Source organism: Paracoccus benzoatiresistens (assembly GCF_026913015.1).
Taxonomy (GTDB): Bacteria; Pseudomonadota; Alphaproteobacteria; order Rhodobacterales; family Rhodobacteraceae; genus Paracoccus; species Paracoccus benzoatiresistens.
This window is the reverse complement of the sequence record NZ_JAPTYD010000074.1, coordinates 1-14,326: the sequence shown is the minus strand read 5'-3', so window position 1 is coordinate 14,326 and position 14,326 is coordinate 1. Positions and strand designations below refer to the sequence as shown.

The following is a 14,326-nucleotide window of genomic DNA, read 5'->3' as shown; positions in this document are numbered from 1 at the left end:
TTGGAGATCGTCATGCATGCTTCCTTTCGGTGAAGCATGGACCGGATCACTCATACACAGAAGACCTGACACTCTCAGCTCAAGTGCCGGGCCGTGGCCGACAGCCTGGAGGAAGCAGGTGACCGGCTCTTCACCTTCACCCGCCTCGATCCGTCGCAATGGAAGTCGGCAAGGACCACCAATGCCATCGAGCGTCTGAACGAGGAATTCCGCCGCCGCATCAAGACCCAGACCGTGCTGCCCTGCGCCGAAACCGTGCCGATGCTGCTCTGGGCGCTCTTGGCGTCAGGGCAGATCCAGATGCGAAAGGTCGACGGATGGGAAACCCTCTCTCAACCACTCGTGCCGATGTCCCTTGACCTCGCCGCCTGATCGAAGCCAATTTCACATGCCCGGAGCGCGCTGCCAGGGAATTCCTACCACATTCGCGACACGACCGAGAAAAGGAGACAGGGTCTGTCTGGCGGCCCCCACAAGAAAGATGTGCGCCTCTTGTTGGTCTGCCGCGGCCGTGAGCATCCTCGTCTCAGACTGCCAAGGGCAACAGACGTAAAAAAGGCTATGTCAGCAAAGCGTGTTGGACCGCCTCCGAAGTTTCCGGATCCGCTGAGCCTGCCTCTCGCTAATGCTGCGGAGGCAACCCGTTGGCAGCTTATGTCTATCGTCGGCTCCTCGCCGGACTGGATCACCTGCAGCGCCGAGGTGGCGCTCCGGTCGATCTCGGGCAGCATTGCTGTCGGGAACGGTCGAGAAGCTGATGATCGGGCAAAGCTGACGCACGCGACGGGGCCCCAGCCGTGTCGGCACCCCTGTCCATCCCCGCCGGCGTGCGAACAGCTTGCCCACGGCCGCGGCGCCAGACCATGCAGTACAGCAGGGCTTCGCGCCGCAAGGTCACGGCAGTTCGATGCCTATTGACCTCCTGCGACACGGCACGTTTTGTTCTTCGAACGGTGGTTCCAACGCGTGGAGAAAAGTGCGATGTCCCTTGAACCGTCCTGCAGTCCGCACCGCGACGGCGGCGCCGGCCCCCGCTATTCGAAGCTCTACATCGTCGGCGACAGCATCTTCGATTCAGGCGCCATCAACACGCTCACCTTCGGCACGCCGATCGGCGACTACCGTGCCTTCGGATACAGCTACCGCACCAACACCCAGGACGTGGATGGCGACGGCATCGAGGACGGCGAACCCTACGCCCAACAACTCGTGACACTGCTCGGCATGGCAAGGTCGGTCCAGAACGAGGCCGTCGCTGGTGCCGAGGCCGCGCGGGATATCACCTTCGGGCAATACATCGACCGCGACTCGGTGTTCGGGGTGAGCATTCTCGACGTCCTGGACTTTCAGGGGCGGACGCCGCCGCCTGAAAGCCTGGAGACGCGGATGGACCTCGCCGGCCAGGTGGAGCGGACCGTGGCCTCGTTCGGCGCGGACGGCCGGCCGGAGGGCGCCGCGGCCATCGTCACCATCGGCTCGAACGACTTCCTGTCCTTCATCTCCTCCAACCTCGCCTTCATCAGCGAGAACGCCGCCGCGCTGGGGGAACTCGTGGCGAGCGGGCCGCTCGACATCCCGGCCCTGATCGCCGACCCGGCGACGCCGGAGCCGATCAGGCAGTTCCTCGTCGAGATCTCCACCGTCCTGGCGGGCACGATCGAGGCCACAGTTGCGGCGATCGATGCCTTCGTCGAGGCGGGGATCGACACCGTCATCTTCGCCAACAACCCGTCATTCTTCACCCCGCTGGTGCAGGTCGCGCCGGGGCTGCCGGAAGGCCTCTCCGACCTGTTCCGGCCCTTCGGCCAGGCGATCCTCGACGCGCAGAACGCAGGGGTGGAAGCGGCGATCGACGCGCGGCATGCGGATCCCTCGATCAACACGCATTTCGAGGTGATCGACGCCTTTTCCATGCTGGAGCAGGTCTTCAAGGACCCGGCGTCCTTCGGGATCCTGAACCTCAGCCAGCCGGTTTACCTCGACACGCCCTTCGGCGCGGTGGACCCGGCGCCCGGCGAGTTGTTCTTCTTTGTTCCGGAGAACCCGCTCTACCCCGATGGCATGCCCCTCGATCAGTCCCTCTATTTCGACAGTGTGCACTTCACCGCGAACACGCACGACATCATGACAGTCTACAGCGAGGCGTCGCTCACCAAGAACCTCCGGTTCCTGAGCGACGGCGCGGACGAGTACCGGGTTTGCTGGCCGTCGGCGAAGCGCCTCGGGGCCGAGGACGTGGTGTTCGCGGACGGAGGCGACGACCGCGTCTATGCGGGCCGGGGCGACGACGTCATCTTCGGCGGCGGCGGGGGGGACCGGCTGCGCGGCGGGCGTGGGGACGACATCCTGGCCGGTGGCAGCGGCAACGACCGGCAGTCTGGCGGACGCGGCTCGGACGTGCTCTCCGGCCAGGACGGCGACGACGTGCTCGCCGGCGGGTTAGGCGCCGACTTCATCTTCGACGGGCTGGGCAGCGATCTCTCCAGGGGTGGAGCCGGTGCCGACGTGTTTCTTTACGTCTCCGAAACCATGATCGGCGGGGCGCCGGGAAGCGCCGATCTCGACCGCTTCGTGGGCAGCCGCGGCTGCGACACGCTGCTGCTGGTAGTTGACGGCGAGGCCGAGCGCGATGCCGCGATCGCGGCGGTCGAGGCCGCGCGAGGCCGCTGCGGAGGTCTGGACGACTTCGCCATCGCCGAACTCGGGGTGGAAGCCGAAGACATCGAGCGCGTCGTGATCTTCGATCGTCTGGTTCTGCCGAATGACGCCACTGGAAATCACGATCTCGCCGAGCGCATCGCGGAAGCCGATCTGTGGAGCGTCCTTCCCCCGGCGGAGGGCGGGATAGGCATGGCCGACGCGGCCTACGACAGCGATCAGGGCTGGTGGATCGTGTAGGCAGGGCGCCGTGACCTCGGCTGGAGCAACCACCGCCAAGGCCATGATCGCTGGCTCAGCCGCGCTCTGGCGGGAACCTTCGAGAAGTTCGCCCCGGACGAGCCGCTCTTCTTCGACAAGCTCGAGAGCAAGGTCACGGCGACGAGCCCGCCGCGCCTTGACCTCGTCTCCACCGGCCAGTTCTTTCCACGGTTCTCGGCCGAGTAGGTACTCTCCCTCGGATGCCGGCATGCGGCGCTGTGCCATCTCGCCCGCCTGCCGGAAGCCTGGGCGCGGAATCCTCGCGAGCGAACTCGCGCGCGAACATCAATCACGCGCCTGAGGCGCCTCTCATCCGACCGAAAAAAAGGCCATGTCAGCAAACCGTGTTGGCCTTCATCCGCAGGGCCTCCCGGCAGCACGGCTGCTGCCGCCATTCATCTGGTCCTGTGTCCATATGTTCCGCGCTGGATGGCGAAGACGTCAACAGCACGGCGGTTCCGCTCGCTGCGTGCTTCTCCGGCGCTGGCGTCGACGGCGGTGTCGCTGCCGGCTGCCCGCGCTCTCATCGGGCAAGGATCGGCAAGGTGGATCGGCAACCTGGCTTTCATTTTGGCAATGCCGCAAACCGTGTTGGCTTACAGAGCTCGGTAGATCTTGAGCGGCCCGACGCGGCGCTCGCGGGCGATGAACCACTGAAGGTAGCTGTCGAGATACCTGGATGCAGGCCCGCGGAACGGCTGCATGAAGCCCTCGAGTCGCGAGGGGAGCGCGTTCGTGTTCTGGATGTGATGGGTCTCCATCATCAGCGTCTACACCGGGTCGGACGAGGCCATCACGGCCTTGACCGACGACGGCATTGATGAACTAACTGACATGCTCAGAGACGCGCGCCACACAACGGAAACCTGGCACCAGTTCCTCGACGATTTCGTCACCGATCCTGAACTCGTCCAATGTTTGAAGGCTCAACCGCCGCGGTAACAAACGGCCGGTTACTGTGTTGTGGTTCCTAGTTCCTGCCGCCCGGCTGGAAAGGCATCCCGACCGGCCATTCCGCCCCCGCAGAACGCTCAGGATCCGTCAGGTGCCGCTGTCCTGGGGATCAGCAGACAGACGCGCGTGACTGAGGTCCAGGCTCGCGTGCATGCCGCTGTTCGTGAACTGCCGCCGGAATGATCCGTCCAGCTGATCTCGCAGGGCGAGTTCACACATGATCGTGCCGAAGCCCTGTCCCTGAACGGTCGATCCTGCCTGCACTGGCGCGAATGTTTCGTCCCAGTGGATGATCAGGCGATCTCCCCGGTGCTCGCTGCTGATGGCCAGCCCACCGCTGTCCTGAGACAGCGCCCCGTATTTGACCGAGTTCGTGCACGGCTCGTCGAAGACCAGGGCCAGCGGCGTGACGGCGGCCTGTCCGACCAGGACGTCCTCGACGGCAAGATCGATGGGAAGCGATCCGGCAAAGGGTTTGAGGATCGCCTCGATAAGCCCGTGCAGAGGCCGTCTCTCGAAGACAGCGGCATCCTCGACGGGTGCGCCAGGCGCTGTGAGGGAATGGGCGGCAGCCAGGGCCAGGAAGCGACCGCGCGTCTGAACAACCAGGTCGTCCATCGTGGTGGCCTGCCGGGCACACAGGTTCAGCAAGCCGCTGGCGATCGCAAAGCTGTTTCCGACCCGATGCTTCATCTCCGCCAAGAGCAGGCGGTGCTGGGCGGTGATGTCCCGGGCGATCTTGGAGGCGCCGACGACTTGGCCCTGCCTGTTGCGGATTGGCGAGATGCTGACCGAGATCGGGAACAATTGCCCGTTCTTCTTGCGCCGCATCGTCTCGAAGTGCTGGATACGCTCGCCCCGGCGCAGCCGGTTGATGAAGTCGACCTCCTCGTGCTGCCGATCCTCGGGGATCAGCAGAGTGATAGACCGGCCCAGCATCTCGTTGGCCCGATAGCCGAAGATGCGCTCGGCGGCGGGGTTCCAGCTCAGGATGATGCTGCCCAGATCCTTGGCCATGATCGCATCGTTGGAGCCTTCGATGATCGCCGCGAAATGCTGCTCTAGAGCGTGTTGCGGCTTTCCCGATTCAGGATACTCCTGTGGCTTGATCTGTGATTCCCTGCCTGCATGACAGATGGAGGAATGATATGGGCAGAACGGCTGGCGGCGTTTTCCCACCCGGTTGCGGCAATCTGCCTGACAGTCTTTGGCGGACCTGCGGCCTATGCCTTTGCCATGCTTCATGGTGCGGGCAACGGCATCCTGACCATCGCCAAAGGAACGCTGCCCTTGGCCCTGTTCGGGGCCGCGGGCTATGGCGCACGCCTCGGCTGGCTGAATGCGCCCGCGCGCGTGCTCCAGGCAGCGGCCCCTTTGCTGTTTGGCGCGGCGCTGGCAAGCTGGGGTCCGTCCGCGATCTGGTTGACGGCGGGGGTGGGCCTTCTGGCGACAGGTGCGCTGTTGCTGCTCAGACAGCGCTGAGGCGCCGCGCGGCGAGCCAGCTCGCCAGCGCCATGATCCCGGCGGTAGCCAGGCACAGCGGCAGCCCGCCTATCTGGTAGCTGAGCCCGGAGAGGAGCGTTCCGATCAGGCGGCCCGCCGCGTTGGCCATGTAGTAGAAGCCCACGTCCCGCGTGATCCGTTCCGCCGATCCAAAAGCCAGGATCAGGTAGGAATGGACTGAGGAGTTGACCGCGAAGACGAAGCCGAAGACCAGAAGCCCGCCGACAAGGGTCGCAGTGAACCAGGCCGACGGCCCGCCAGCAGCCCATGCCGCCCCGGCCAGCAGGAAAGGGATCGGCACCAGCAACCCCGACCAGAAGATCGCCTTGCGGGTGGTCTCGGCCTCGGGCTGGCCCTTGCGGCCCAGAAGGCGCGGCGCGAGTGCCTGCACCGCGCCATAGGCGATGATCCAGAGGGCGAGGAAGCTGCCGATCAGGAAAAACGCCTCTCGCCGTCCCTCGGCCGTGCCGTCCGACAGGACGGACTGGAAATAGACCGGCACGCCCACGACAAACCAGACATCGCGCGCGCCGAACAGGAACATGCGCGCGAGGCTGAGGCGGTTGACGCGGACATCCTTCGACCGCCAGCCGCTCCAGGCCTCATTGGACTTGATGCGGCCGGGCAGGCCTGCGGGCAGGAACAGGACGACCGCGATCAGGATCAGGGCCAGCACCCCGGCCATGCCCCAAACCGCCGCCTCGAACCCTGCCAGTGCCAGCAGCGCCGCGCCGAGGAAGAAGCCGAGGCCCTTGACTGCGTTCTTCGACCCCGTCAGCGCCGCCACCCAGCGAAACAGTCCGCCATCCTCCTGCGGCGCCAGAAGCTTGACGGCCGACTTCGAGGACATCTTGGCCAAGTCCTTGGCCACACCCGACACGCCCTGCACCCCCATGACGAAGGCGACAGATGCCGCGACACCCCAGCCGGGGTCCAGCTGCGCCAAGGCAATCAGCGCTCCGATCTGCAGCGCAAGTCCGCCATAAAGCGTCGCTGCCAGCCCGAACCGCGCGGCCAGCCAGCCGGCCGCCAGGTTGGTGACGATCCCGGCCACCTCATAGAGCAGGAACAGCCAGGCAAGCTGGACAGGCGTGAAGCCCAGCGTGTTGAAGTGCAGCAGCACCAGCATCCGCAGCGCGCCGTCCGACAGCATGAAGGCCCAGTAGGCGGCCGTGACGGCCGCGTAGGCGCGCAAGGGATTGGGCGGCGGGGTTGTCTGGCTCACGGCACTCACAACGATCCCGCCACCATGCGCGCGATGTCGGCCAACCGGCAGGCATAGCCCCATTCGTTGTCATACCAGGCGTAGATCTTCACCTGCGTGCCGTTGATCACCATCGTGGACGGCCCGTCGATGATCGACGAGCGCGGATCGTTGGTGAAGTCGCAGGACACCAGCGGGCGGGTCTCGAAGCCGAGGATGCCTTTCAGCGGACCCTCTGCCGCGGCGGCGAACAGGGCGTTCACCTCCTCTGCCGTCGTCGCGCGCTCCACCTCGAACACGCAGTCGGTCAGGGAAGCGTTCAGCAGCGGCACCCGCACCGCATGGCCGTTCAGGCGGCCCTTGAGTTCGGGATAGATCAGCGTGATCGCCGTGGCGCTGCCGGTCGTCGTGGGGATCAGGTTCATCAGGGCCGACCGCGCCCGGCGCATGTCCTTGGCCGGGCGGTCCACGATGGTCTGGGTATTGGTGACATCGTGGATCGTGGTGATCGAGCCGTGGCGGATGCCAAGGTTTTCGTGGATCACCTTCACCACAGGGGCCAGGCAGTTCGTGGTGCAGGAGGCCGCCGTGATCAGCGTCTGCGAGCCGTCGTAAAGACCGTGGTTCACCCCATAGACCAGGTTCAGCGCGCCGTCGTCCTTGACCGGCGCGCTGACGACCACCTTCTTCACCCCGGCCGCGTAGTAAGGCGCCACCTTGGCCGCCGTCTTGAACACCCCCGTGCAGTCGATCACCAGATCGACGCCAAGTGCGGCCAGTGGCAGGGACTCGATGGTCTTCTCATGCGTCAGGCGGATGGCGCGGCCATCCAGCACCAGCGCGTCCTCCTGATGGCTGACCGGCGTGCGCCAGCGGCCATGGACCGAGTCGAACTCCATCAGCAGCGCGTGCTGCTCGGCATCGCCCACCGGGTCGTTCAGAACCACGATCTCGCCAGCGGCACCGGTGTCGATGAGGTCGCGCAGGACAAGCTTTCCGATCCGGCCGAGGCCATTCAGGGCGATGCGGGCCATGGATCAGCCTTTCACGGGAAGGTCGGTGCCGATGGCATCGACATGGGCTTGCAGGGACATCCGGCTCAGGCTGGCGAAGGGCAATGCGACAAAGGCTTCGATCCGGCGACGCAGCGCCGCGTAGGTCTGCGCGAAGGCCAACGCCTTTTCGGCATCTGTCCCGGTGGCTTTCACCGGATCCGGTAGCCCCCAGTGGCCGGTGATCGGCTGGCCCGGCCAGGGCGGGCATTCCTCGGCCGCGGCCGTGTCGCAGACGGTGAAGACAAAATCCATCACCGGCGCGCTGGGACGCTGGAACTCCGAGATATGCTTGGACCGCAAGATGGTCGTATCGTGTCCGTTGCGCGCCAAGACCTCCAACGCAAGGGGGTTGAGCGCGGTGCCGGGGCGCGTTCCGGCCGAGAAAGCCTGGAACTTGCCGCGGCCCAGATCGCGCAGCAGGGCTTCGGCAAAGATCGAGCGGGCAGAGTTGCCCGAGCAGATGAACAGCACGTCGAAGTCGGTATCGCGCATGACAGCGTCCTTCCGAGAGGTCAGGAGGGGAGCAAGAAGATCGGGCCGGGCCCGGCCCACGTCGAGGGCGAGGTAGCCGATCAGCCCCTCTGCCGTGTCGAGATCGACCGCGTAGAACAGCGACCGCCCCTGACGCTCGACCTGCACCAGGCGGGAAGCGGTCAGGTCCGCCAGATGATGCGACAGCGTGTTTTGCTTCAACCCGAGCGCCCCGGCGATCTCGGTTGGACGCACGCCCTGCGGCGCAAAGCGCATGAGCAGGCGAAACACAGCCAGTCGACCGGGATGGCCGAGCGTAGCAAAGGCATGAACGGCACTATTCTGTTCCATGATTCCTGTATTTAGGATAGGACGGCTCAAGTCCAGTGAAGCTTTGATGACAGTTTGGCTGCCGCCCTTCCTGAAGCTGATCAGGATCAAGGCGCCGCACCCCTGAATGTGCATAGATGCGCGGGCGGCGGCATCTGGAGGAGCATCGGGGATGGTCGTGTCGATCCTGCCTGTCGTGATTGATCCGACTGGCGCGACGCGGAGCCAGAGAGGGCGGCACATGCAGGCTCTGACGCAGCCCAGACTGCTGGGGATTCGGCGAGATGCGCATTCGATCCGCTGCCCAAAACCCGGTCATCTCGCGCCGGTGGCCCAGGAGAATACGGCATGAGCATCTTCGGGTGGATGAATGACCAGTTCCTGCGGATGACCTGGCTCAATGATCTGGTTGGCCAAGGGGTAGCCGGCATCGGCCTTGACCCCGCTTCGCGGCTTGGTGGCTCGGTGCAGTTCTTCGTCTATGACGTGGTCAAGATCTTCCTGCTGCTGTCGGTGCTGATCTTTGCCATCTCCTATGTGCGAAGCCATTTTCCGCCGGAACGGACGCGGGCCATACTGGGCGGCCGCTCTGGCCTCGGGGCGAATGTCCTCGCAGCACTGCTGGGCACGCTGACGCCTTTCTGTTCTTGCTCGTCAATCCCGCTCTTCATCGGGTTCACGGCCGCCGGATTGCCGCTGGCGATCACCTTTTCCTTCCTGATCTCCTCGCCCCTGGTGGACCTGGCCTCGGTGATCCTGCTGGCGTCGATTTTCAACTGGCCCATCGCCCTGGCCTATGTGGCAGTCGGACTGGTTGTGGCGGTCATTGGTGGCACGGTCATCGGAAAGCTGGGAATGGAGAACCAGGTCGCCGACTTCGTGCGGACGGTTCCTGTCTCCGGCAACGTCGAAACGATGGCCCGAACGCAGCGGCTGGCCTATGCGCGCGATCAGGTGATCGAGATCATCCACCGGGTCTGGCTCTATGTCCTGATCGGCGTCGGCATCGGGGCCGCGATCCACAACTGGATCCCGCAAGACACCATCACGGCCCTGCTGGGTCAGGACAAGTGGTGGGCCGTGCCGCTGGCCACTGCGGTCGGCATCCCCATGTATGCCGACATCTTCGGCACCCTGCCGATCGCTGAAGCGCTCGTCGGCAAGGGCGTGGGGCTGGGCACGGTGCTGGCCTTCATGATGGCGGTGACAGCGCTCTCGCTGCCCTCGATGATTATGCTCAAGCGTGTGGTGAGAATGCCGCTTCTGCTGACCTTCATCTGCGTGGTCAGCGCGGGCATCCTGACCATCGGCTTCGCCTTCAACGAAATCACCCACTGGTTCATCTGACAGGAGATCTGCCATGATCATCAAGATCCTCGGTTCAGGCTGCAAGAAGTGCGTTACCCTTGGGGAGAACGCCAAGGCCGCCGCCGCAGCGGCCGGCAAGGCAGCCGAGATCGTCAAGGTGACGGACATAGCCCAGATTGCGGCCTATGGGGTGATGTCGACGCCCGGTCTGGTGGTCGACGAAAAGGTCGTCTCGACCGGCAAGGTGCTGAGCGCTGAGGAGATCGGAAAGCTGCTCTGAGGAAAGGGGACGCCTGCGCCCGCCCGGCGTCAAGGGGCGCTGCTGTTTTGGAACTGGCTGCCTGCAGGGAAGCCCGTGATGAGGAGGACCAAAGATGCGAACACTCCCGATTGTCTGGCAGCGGCTGGTCGGCGCGCAGGGCACCACATGTCCGCGGTGCCGTGGCACGGGCGAGGAGGTCCGGCGCGCCGTTGCGCAGCTTCGCACGGTTCTGGAGTCCCTGGGAATTGAGCCCGTGCTTGAAGAGCGGGAGATCGATCAGGCTGCGTTCCTGCGGGACCCGCTCCAATCGAATCAGGTGCTGATCTCGGGCAGGCCACTGGATGACTGGCTTGGCGGCCGGACTGGCAGCAGCCGGTGTTGCAACGAATGCGGCGACAGGGAGTGCCGCACCCTGGAGGTTGATGGCCAAACCTACGAGACCATTCCGGAAGACTTGGTGCTCCGTGCGGGGCTGATCGCGGCAGCGCACTTGCCCGATGCGGCCCCGTGCCCACGGGCCTGCTCTGCGGCGTGTTGCGATACAGCGAAAGCGTCTGACGATGCCGCCGCTGCGGGACCCAGACCGGGTTGAAGCCGCCCTCCGCAGGACTGTCTGCCGCGTTTCGCAGGGAGCGGCTCCTGACCCCTCAGGTCGCGGTTTTCAGGCTCACCCGCGCTTCCAGCTTTGCCGCCGTTTCCTTCCGCTCGCTGTATCGGTCCGTGAGGAACCCCGACAGGTCGCGGGTCAGCAGCGTGAACTTCACCAGCTCTTCCATCACATCCACGATGCGGTCGTAGTAGCTCGACGGGCGCATCCGGCCGGCCTTGTCGAACTCGTCATAGGCCTTGGCAACGGAGGACTGGTTCGGGATCGTGACCATCCGCTCCGAGTTCAGGAGCGGCGTCCGGCGTGCCGCATGGCGGTTCGACAGACCGACGATCCCCTCGGCATTGTAGCGATGCACCCAATCGCGCAGGGTCTGCCGGTCCATGCCGCAGGCCTCCGCCGCCGCTTTGCGATCATTCGCCATTGTCGCTCGGACCGATGGCGCGACATGGCTCATCATCCAGAACCAGAGCGATCGCCAGCATCCGCCGCGCCGCCTTTGCATCCCTTGTGCGAGCCGCCATCGCCCGAAGTTCGCTTGCCGACATATCCGTGCGCGTGATCTCAATTGCCCTCAGAGCCTTCATCCCTTGATGGCCATGATTCAGATTTTCAGGCCGAAGGGAATCCCGAGCGAGTCAGAGATCAAGGCTGCCGGTATCAGACGTGGAGACGCTCGATTTCGGTTTTTGTCGGCCAGACTTCGAGAAGGCCGCACAGGATGACCAGGGTTCCGCCGATCATTTCGCTTGGTGACAAGCTTTCGCCTGCAAAAATCGCCGCAGTCACGGCGCCGAAAATCACCTCTGTCATCAAAAGAATCCCAACCCGCGCAGGATCAAGCCGAACGGTTGCCCACATCAGCGCGGCGATTGATGCCCCCCACCAAAGTCCGCCAGTCAGAAAGACATGCACTGCCGCGGCGCCGAGGTCGGAAAGCGCAATGGAGGGAACAGGCTCGAGAACAGGTGCGAAGACGAAAGAGGTTACGGTCGCGCCAAGCGCAAACAGGAACGCTGCGGGTGCCGGCGGCACTTGGGACTTCAAACGCATGCCCGCTGTTGCGAGCGCCCATATCAGACCACCCGTCAAGGCCATCCATTCCCCAAAACTGCCCGGGACGGGAAGTTCACCATCGCCACCAAGCATGATGAAAAGACCGGCAAGGCCTACCGCGATTGCGACCAGCCGCAGTTTTGGCACATGACACCGCAACAGATACTTTGCGATCAGCACGCTCCAGACCGGGCTGAAGAACCAAAGCAAGACGACAAGCGCAACCTTGCCGTAAAGAAATCCGATGGAGTAGAGGGCAAAAGCAGCCCCTCCGAGCGCGATTGCTGCGACCCCGACAAGATTTGCGTCACGCAGATCACCTTTCCTTGCGAAGACGAATGGCAGCAAGAAAAGCATGGCTGCCAGAGTGATTGCGCCAGTTCCCCACGCCCCGTCCAGACCGAGTTCAGCTATGGCACGCACCGGGAACCAGTAGATGCCCCAGAAAATGCCCGTGGCAAGAACAATGCCGGAGGCTAGATAGGTTGTGCCCATGTCTTCCCGGCTCCCGTTCAAGACGATTATTGCTGTTGCATGTGCGCACTGGGTTCGCCCCTTTGAAGCTTACTAAGCGTCGTGCTGAGCGCAATGGTAGAGGCTTTGCTGTATTCTATGCACTCCAGCCTACCCACCCGTTGTCGGCAGAGCCGCCCGGACATTCCTCGGACCGCCACCCAGATACCAGATCACTGCCAGAATCACGATCGTGCCGCCGATGAAGCTCGAAAGGCCGATCCGTTCGTCGAAAAACAGCCAGACCCAAAACGGCCCGAGCACGACATCGAGCATCGACAGGAACCCCGCCTCGCCTGAGCCGATCAGACGTCCGCCCATCAGGACGAGGATGTAGGAGATTCCGGTGCTCAGCACCCCATAGGCTGCGCAAGCCATCAACTGTTCGGGCGACGGCAGGCGGCTAGGCATAAAGGGAAGCGCGATAAGGGAGCAAGCAATGGCCGCCAGCATTGTCATTTGCGTCAGGTCGAGCGTCGGGTAGCGCTTGGCGATCACCAGCACCGTGGCAAAGCTCAGCGTCATTCCGGTCGCCGCGAGGATCCCCAGAGTGTCGCGGCCCCCGAAACTCGCGCCGACCATCACCGCGATCCCGACGAACGCAACGCTCCCGGCCAGAATGAACCGACCGGTTATCCGTTCGCCGAGCCACAGGAAGGCCAGCAAGGTTGCCGCGAATGGCAGGGCTGCGTAGATCGTCATCACATTGGCAACCGAGGTCCAAGTCAGCGAAGCGACGTAGGTGATAGAGGCCACCACCGCGACGGCCGTGGCCACCAGCCCGGGGCGACCGAAGCTGCGGACCGCACGCGTGCCCTCGAACCGGGTTCGGCAGACGATGTAAAGGCCCAGGACGATGGCCGTGAACGCAGAGCGCCAGCCGACCATTGACCAGATGTCCAGATCCGCGACCCGGACGAACAGTCCTGCGGTGCTCCACAGGACGGCGGACACCAAGACAAGAAGGATGCCAAGCTTGCGTGATCCTTGTAGCATGTACCGACCTGCTGATATGTGATAAGACATGAATAGACCGGTCGTCTACAAAAGTGCTGGACCAACAGCGACCCGCGATCGACTGATTGCGACAGGTTTGAAGAATCTGCTCGGTCACGGTTATGAAGGCATGGGCATTGGGCCGGTGCTGGCTGAAGCGGGCGTCCCCAAAGGCTCCTTTTATCATTATTTTGCCAGCAAGGACGATTTTGCGGCAGAGATCGTCGGTGCCTATGCGGCAAGATATGAAGCGATGCGGCAGCGGATCTTCGAGAATGACATGTTGTCGCCGCTGGCGAGGCTCGACGCGTATTTCACGGAACTCCAGTCGGAACTGGCGCATACGCTGCCGCATGGTGGCTGCCTATACGGCAGTCTGGCCCAGACGGCCTCATCGCGATCACCTGCCTTCCAAAGCGCCCTAGCAGACGCCTATGCTGCTTGGCATGCGTCCCTGGCCGGACAGATCGACGCTGCGAAAGCGCGGGGAGAGATCGACCCGGCGGTCGATACCCAATTGGTCGTGACGGACCTGATCAATCTTTATGAAGGCGTGATCGTCCGGGTCAAGATCACAGGTAAGCTTGATGCCTTCTCTTCGCTGCGCCGGTATCTGGCGGTGTTGGGGTCGTTTTCCGTAGGAGTGTAAGGACGCAGAGCAGGCCCATTCGACGACGGACAACGGCGTCTTCGGAATATGGCTCGAGGCCAGACAGGGTCACCCGGCGAAAGCCCTTGTACTGGTTTTCCCTGGACGACAGCCGCCCCCCGTTCTTCTTCGCTGGCATATGGATGCCTTGGAAGGGGAACCGCGGATCGATGAAGAACCCCCCGCTCGGGAGAGCATCAGCTCTTCGCCTTTCCCACCTGCGAGCCGAACGCGGTCGTCAAGCCGATCCATCCCAAGGCCATGCCCGTGATCCTCACCACCCCGGAGGAAATCGAGACATGGATGAGCGCAGAATGGGCCGAGGCTGCACGATTGCAGCGGCCTCTGGACGATCTGCTCTTCGAGGTCCTCGAGCCGGAGGAAGAGGACCGGCAGGGCCGGTTGTTCTGACCTGCCGGTGAATGCCGGGCCGCGCCTCTACGAGCCGCCAGGAACCTCCCGATTTTCCGGGTAGCGCCGCGACATGGGGAACCGCGGA

Annotated in this window: 13 protein-coding genes and 3 pseudogenes; 8 read left to right on the top strand and 8 right to left on the bottom strand. The window is 63.9% G+C overall.

Features of this window, described 5'->3' with window-relative positions:
• Positions 1-75: 75 nt before the first annotated feature.
• Together OU682_RS21690 and OU682_RS21685 are read left to right on the top strand one after the other, a co-directional pair.
• A pseudogene (locus OU682_RS21690) lies at positions 76-372 on the top strand (transposase); the annotation flags it as partial.
• Between the two features lie 609 nt (positions 373-981).
• Positions 982-2,898 (top strand): hypothetical protein, encoded by a 1,917-nt coding sequence (locus OU682_RS21685; protein WP_268944283.1) that lies wholly within the window; start codon positions 982-984, stop codon positions 2,896-2,898.
• 1,062 nt (positions 2,899-3,960) lie between these two features.
• Here OU682_RS21685 and OU682_RS21675 read toward each other — a convergent pair.
• Positions 3,961-5,118: a PAS domain-containing sensor histidine kinase gene (locus tag OU682_RS21675; RefSeq protein ID WP_268944282.1), complete on the bottom strand. Its 1,158-nt coding sequence runs from the start codon at positions 5,116-5,118 to the stop codon at positions 3,961-3,963.
• On the opposite strand from OU682_RS21675, the gene OU682_RS21670 reads away from it, so the two are divergent.
• A complete protein-coding gene (locus tag OU682_RS21670; protein ID WP_268944285.1) occupies positions 5,017-5,355 on the top strand; it encodes a hypothetical protein in 339 nt (112 codons plus the stop codon). The genes OU682_RS21675 and OU682_RS21670 overlap by 102 nt on opposite strands.
• On the opposite strand, the gene arsJ is transcribed toward OU682_RS21670, so the two are convergent.
• The 3 genes from arsJ to OU682_RS21655 all read right to left on the bottom strand — a co-directional run bounded on the left by arsJ (position 5,342) and on the right by OU682_RS21655 (position 8,457).
• The gene (gene arsJ / locus OU682_RS21665; RefSeq protein ID WP_371832295.1) at positions 5,342-6,529 is read right to left on the bottom strand and encodes an organoarsenical effux MFS transporter ArsJ; all 1,188 of its coding nucleotides are present in this window, start codon (positions 6,527-6,529) and stop codon (positions 5,342-5,344) included. The two genes, OU682_RS21670 and arsJ, sit on opposite strands and share 14 nt — an antisense overlap.
• Positions 6,530-6,606: 77 nt before the next feature.
• Positions 6,607-7,614: an ArsJ-associated glyceraldehyde-3-phosphate dehydrogenase gene (locus tag OU682_RS21660; protein WP_268944280.1), complete on the bottom strand. Its 1,008-nt coding sequence runs from the start codon at positions 7,612-7,614 to the stop codon at positions 6,607-6,609.
• A 3-nt stretch (positions 7,615-7,617) separates the two neighbouring features.
• Positions 7,618-8,457, bottom strand: a complete 840-nt coding sequence (locus OU682_RS21655) for a metalloregulator ArsR/SmtB family transcription factor (protein ID WP_268944284.1) — start codon at positions 8,455-8,457, stop codon at positions 7,618-7,620.
• A 327-nt stretch (positions 8,458-8,784) separates the two neighbouring features.
• Here OU682_RS21655 and OU682_RS21650 point away from each other — a divergent pair, with 327 nt between their 5' ends.
• From OU682_RS21650 to OU682_RS21640, 3 genes are all read left to right on the top strand, one after another.
• On the top strand, positions 8,785-9,783 hold the full coding sequence (locus OU682_RS21650; protein WP_268944279.1) for a permease: 999 nt from the start codon (positions 8,785-8,787) through the stop codon (positions 9,781-9,783).
• A gap of 13 nt (positions 9,784-9,796) precedes the next feature.
• Entirely contained in the window at positions 9,797-10,024 is a 228-nt protein-coding gene (locus OU682_RS21645; protein WP_268944278.1) for a thioredoxin family protein, read from the top strand.
• Between the two features lie 94 nt (positions 10,025-10,118).
• Positions 10,119-10,598, top strand: a complete 480-nt coding sequence (locus tag OU682_RS21640) for a DUF2703 domain-containing protein (RefSeq protein WP_268944277.1) — start codon at positions 10,119-10,121, stop codon at positions 10,596-10,598.
• Positions 10,599-10,653: 55 nt separating this feature from the next.
• On the opposite strand, the pseudogene OU682_RS21635 reads toward OU682_RS21640, so the two are convergent.
• From OU682_RS21635 to OU682_RS21620, 4 genes and pseudogenes are all read right to left on the bottom strand, one after another.
• A pseudogene (locus OU682_RS21635) lies at positions 10,654-10,890 on the bottom strand (arsenical resistance protein ArsH); the annotation flags it as partial.
• 45 nt (positions 10,891-10,935) lie between these two features.
• Positions 10,936-11,200 (bottom strand): annotated as a pseudogene (locus OU682_RS21630) (helix-turn-helix domain-containing protein); the annotation flags it as partial.
• A 73-nt stretch (positions 11,201-11,273) separates the two neighbouring features.
• A complete protein-coding gene (locus OU682_RS21625) occupies positions 11,274-12,164 on the bottom strand; it encodes a DMT family transporter (protein WP_268944276.1) in 891 nt (296 codons plus the stop codon).
• Between the two features lie 129 nt (positions 12,165-12,293).
• The gene (locus OU682_RS21620; RefSeq protein ID WP_268944275.1) at positions 12,294-13,178 is read right to left on the bottom strand and encodes a DMT family transporter; all 885 of its coding nucleotides are present in this window, start codon (positions 13,176-13,178) and stop codon (positions 12,294-12,296) included.
• 28 nt (positions 13,179-13,206) lie between these two features.
• On the opposite strand from OU682_RS21620, the gene OU682_RS21615 reads away from it, so the two are divergent.
• Both OU682_RS21615 and OU682_RS21610 read left to right on the top strand, forming a co-directional pair.
• A complete protein-coding gene (locus OU682_RS21615; RefSeq protein ID WP_268944274.1) occupies positions 13,207-13,827 on the top strand; it encodes a TetR/AcrR family transcriptional regulator in 621 nt (206 codons plus the stop codon).
• 267 nt (positions 13,828-14,094) lie between these two features.
• Positions 14,095-14,238 carry a hypothetical protein gene (locus tag OU682_RS21610; protein ID WP_268944273.1) on the top strand — a complete coding sequence of 48 codons (144 nt, stop codon included), beginning with the start codon at positions 14,095-14,097 and terminating at the stop codon, positions 14,236-14,238.
• Positions 14,239-14,326 lie beyond the last annotated feature (88 nt).

Excerpts from the sequence above, each read along its gene's own strand:
- OU682_RS21675 (WP_268944282.1), bottom strand. The coding sequence starts at position 5,118 with ATGAAGCATGGCAAAGGCATAGGCCGCAGGTCCGCCAAAGACTGTCAG.
- OU682_RS21645 (WP_268944278.1), top strand. The coding sequence starts at position 9,797 with ATGATCATCAAGATCCTCGGTTCAGGCTGCAAGAAGTGCGTTACCCTT.
- OU682_RS21685 (WP_268944283.1), top strand. The coding sequence starts at position 982 with ATGTCCCTTGAACCGTCCTGCAGTCCGCACCGCGACGGCGGCGCCGGC.
- OU682_RS21640 (WP_268944277.1), top strand. The coding sequence starts at position 10,119 with ATGCGAACACTCCCGATTGTCTGGCAGCGGCTGGTCGGCGCGCAGGGC.
- arsJ (WP_371832295.1), bottom strand. The coding sequence starts at position 6,529 with ATGCTGTCGGACGGCGCGCTGCGGATGCTGGTGCTGCTGCACTTCAAC.
- OU682_RS21650 (WP_268944279.1), top strand. The coding sequence starts at position 8,785 with ATGAGCATCTTCGGGTGGATGAATGACCAGTTCCTGCGGATGACCTGG.
- OU682_RS21670 (WP_268944285.1), top strand. The coding sequence starts at position 5,017 with ATGATATGGGCAGAACGGCTGGCGGCGTTTTCCCACCCGGTTGCGGCA.
- OU682_RS21655 (WP_268944284.1), bottom strand. The coding sequence starts at position 8,457 with ATGGAACAGAATAGTGCCGTTCATGCCTTTGCTACGCTCGGCCATCCC.
- OU682_RS21620 (WP_268944275.1), bottom strand. The coding sequence starts at position 13,178 with ATGCTACAAGGATCACGCAAGCTTGGCATCCTTCTTGTCTTGGTGTCC.
- OU682_RS21615 (WP_268944274.1), top strand. The coding sequence starts at position 13,207 with ATGAATAGACCGGTCGTCTACAAAAGTGCTGGACCAACAGCGACCCGC.
- OU682_RS21625 (WP_268944276.1), bottom strand. The coding sequence starts at position 12,164 with ATGGGCACAACCTATCTAGCCTCCGGCATTGTTCTTGCCACGGGCATT.
- OU682_RS21660 (WP_268944280.1), bottom strand. The coding sequence starts at position 7,614 with ATGGCCCGCATCGCCCTGAATGGCCTCGGCCGGATCGGAAAGCTTGTC.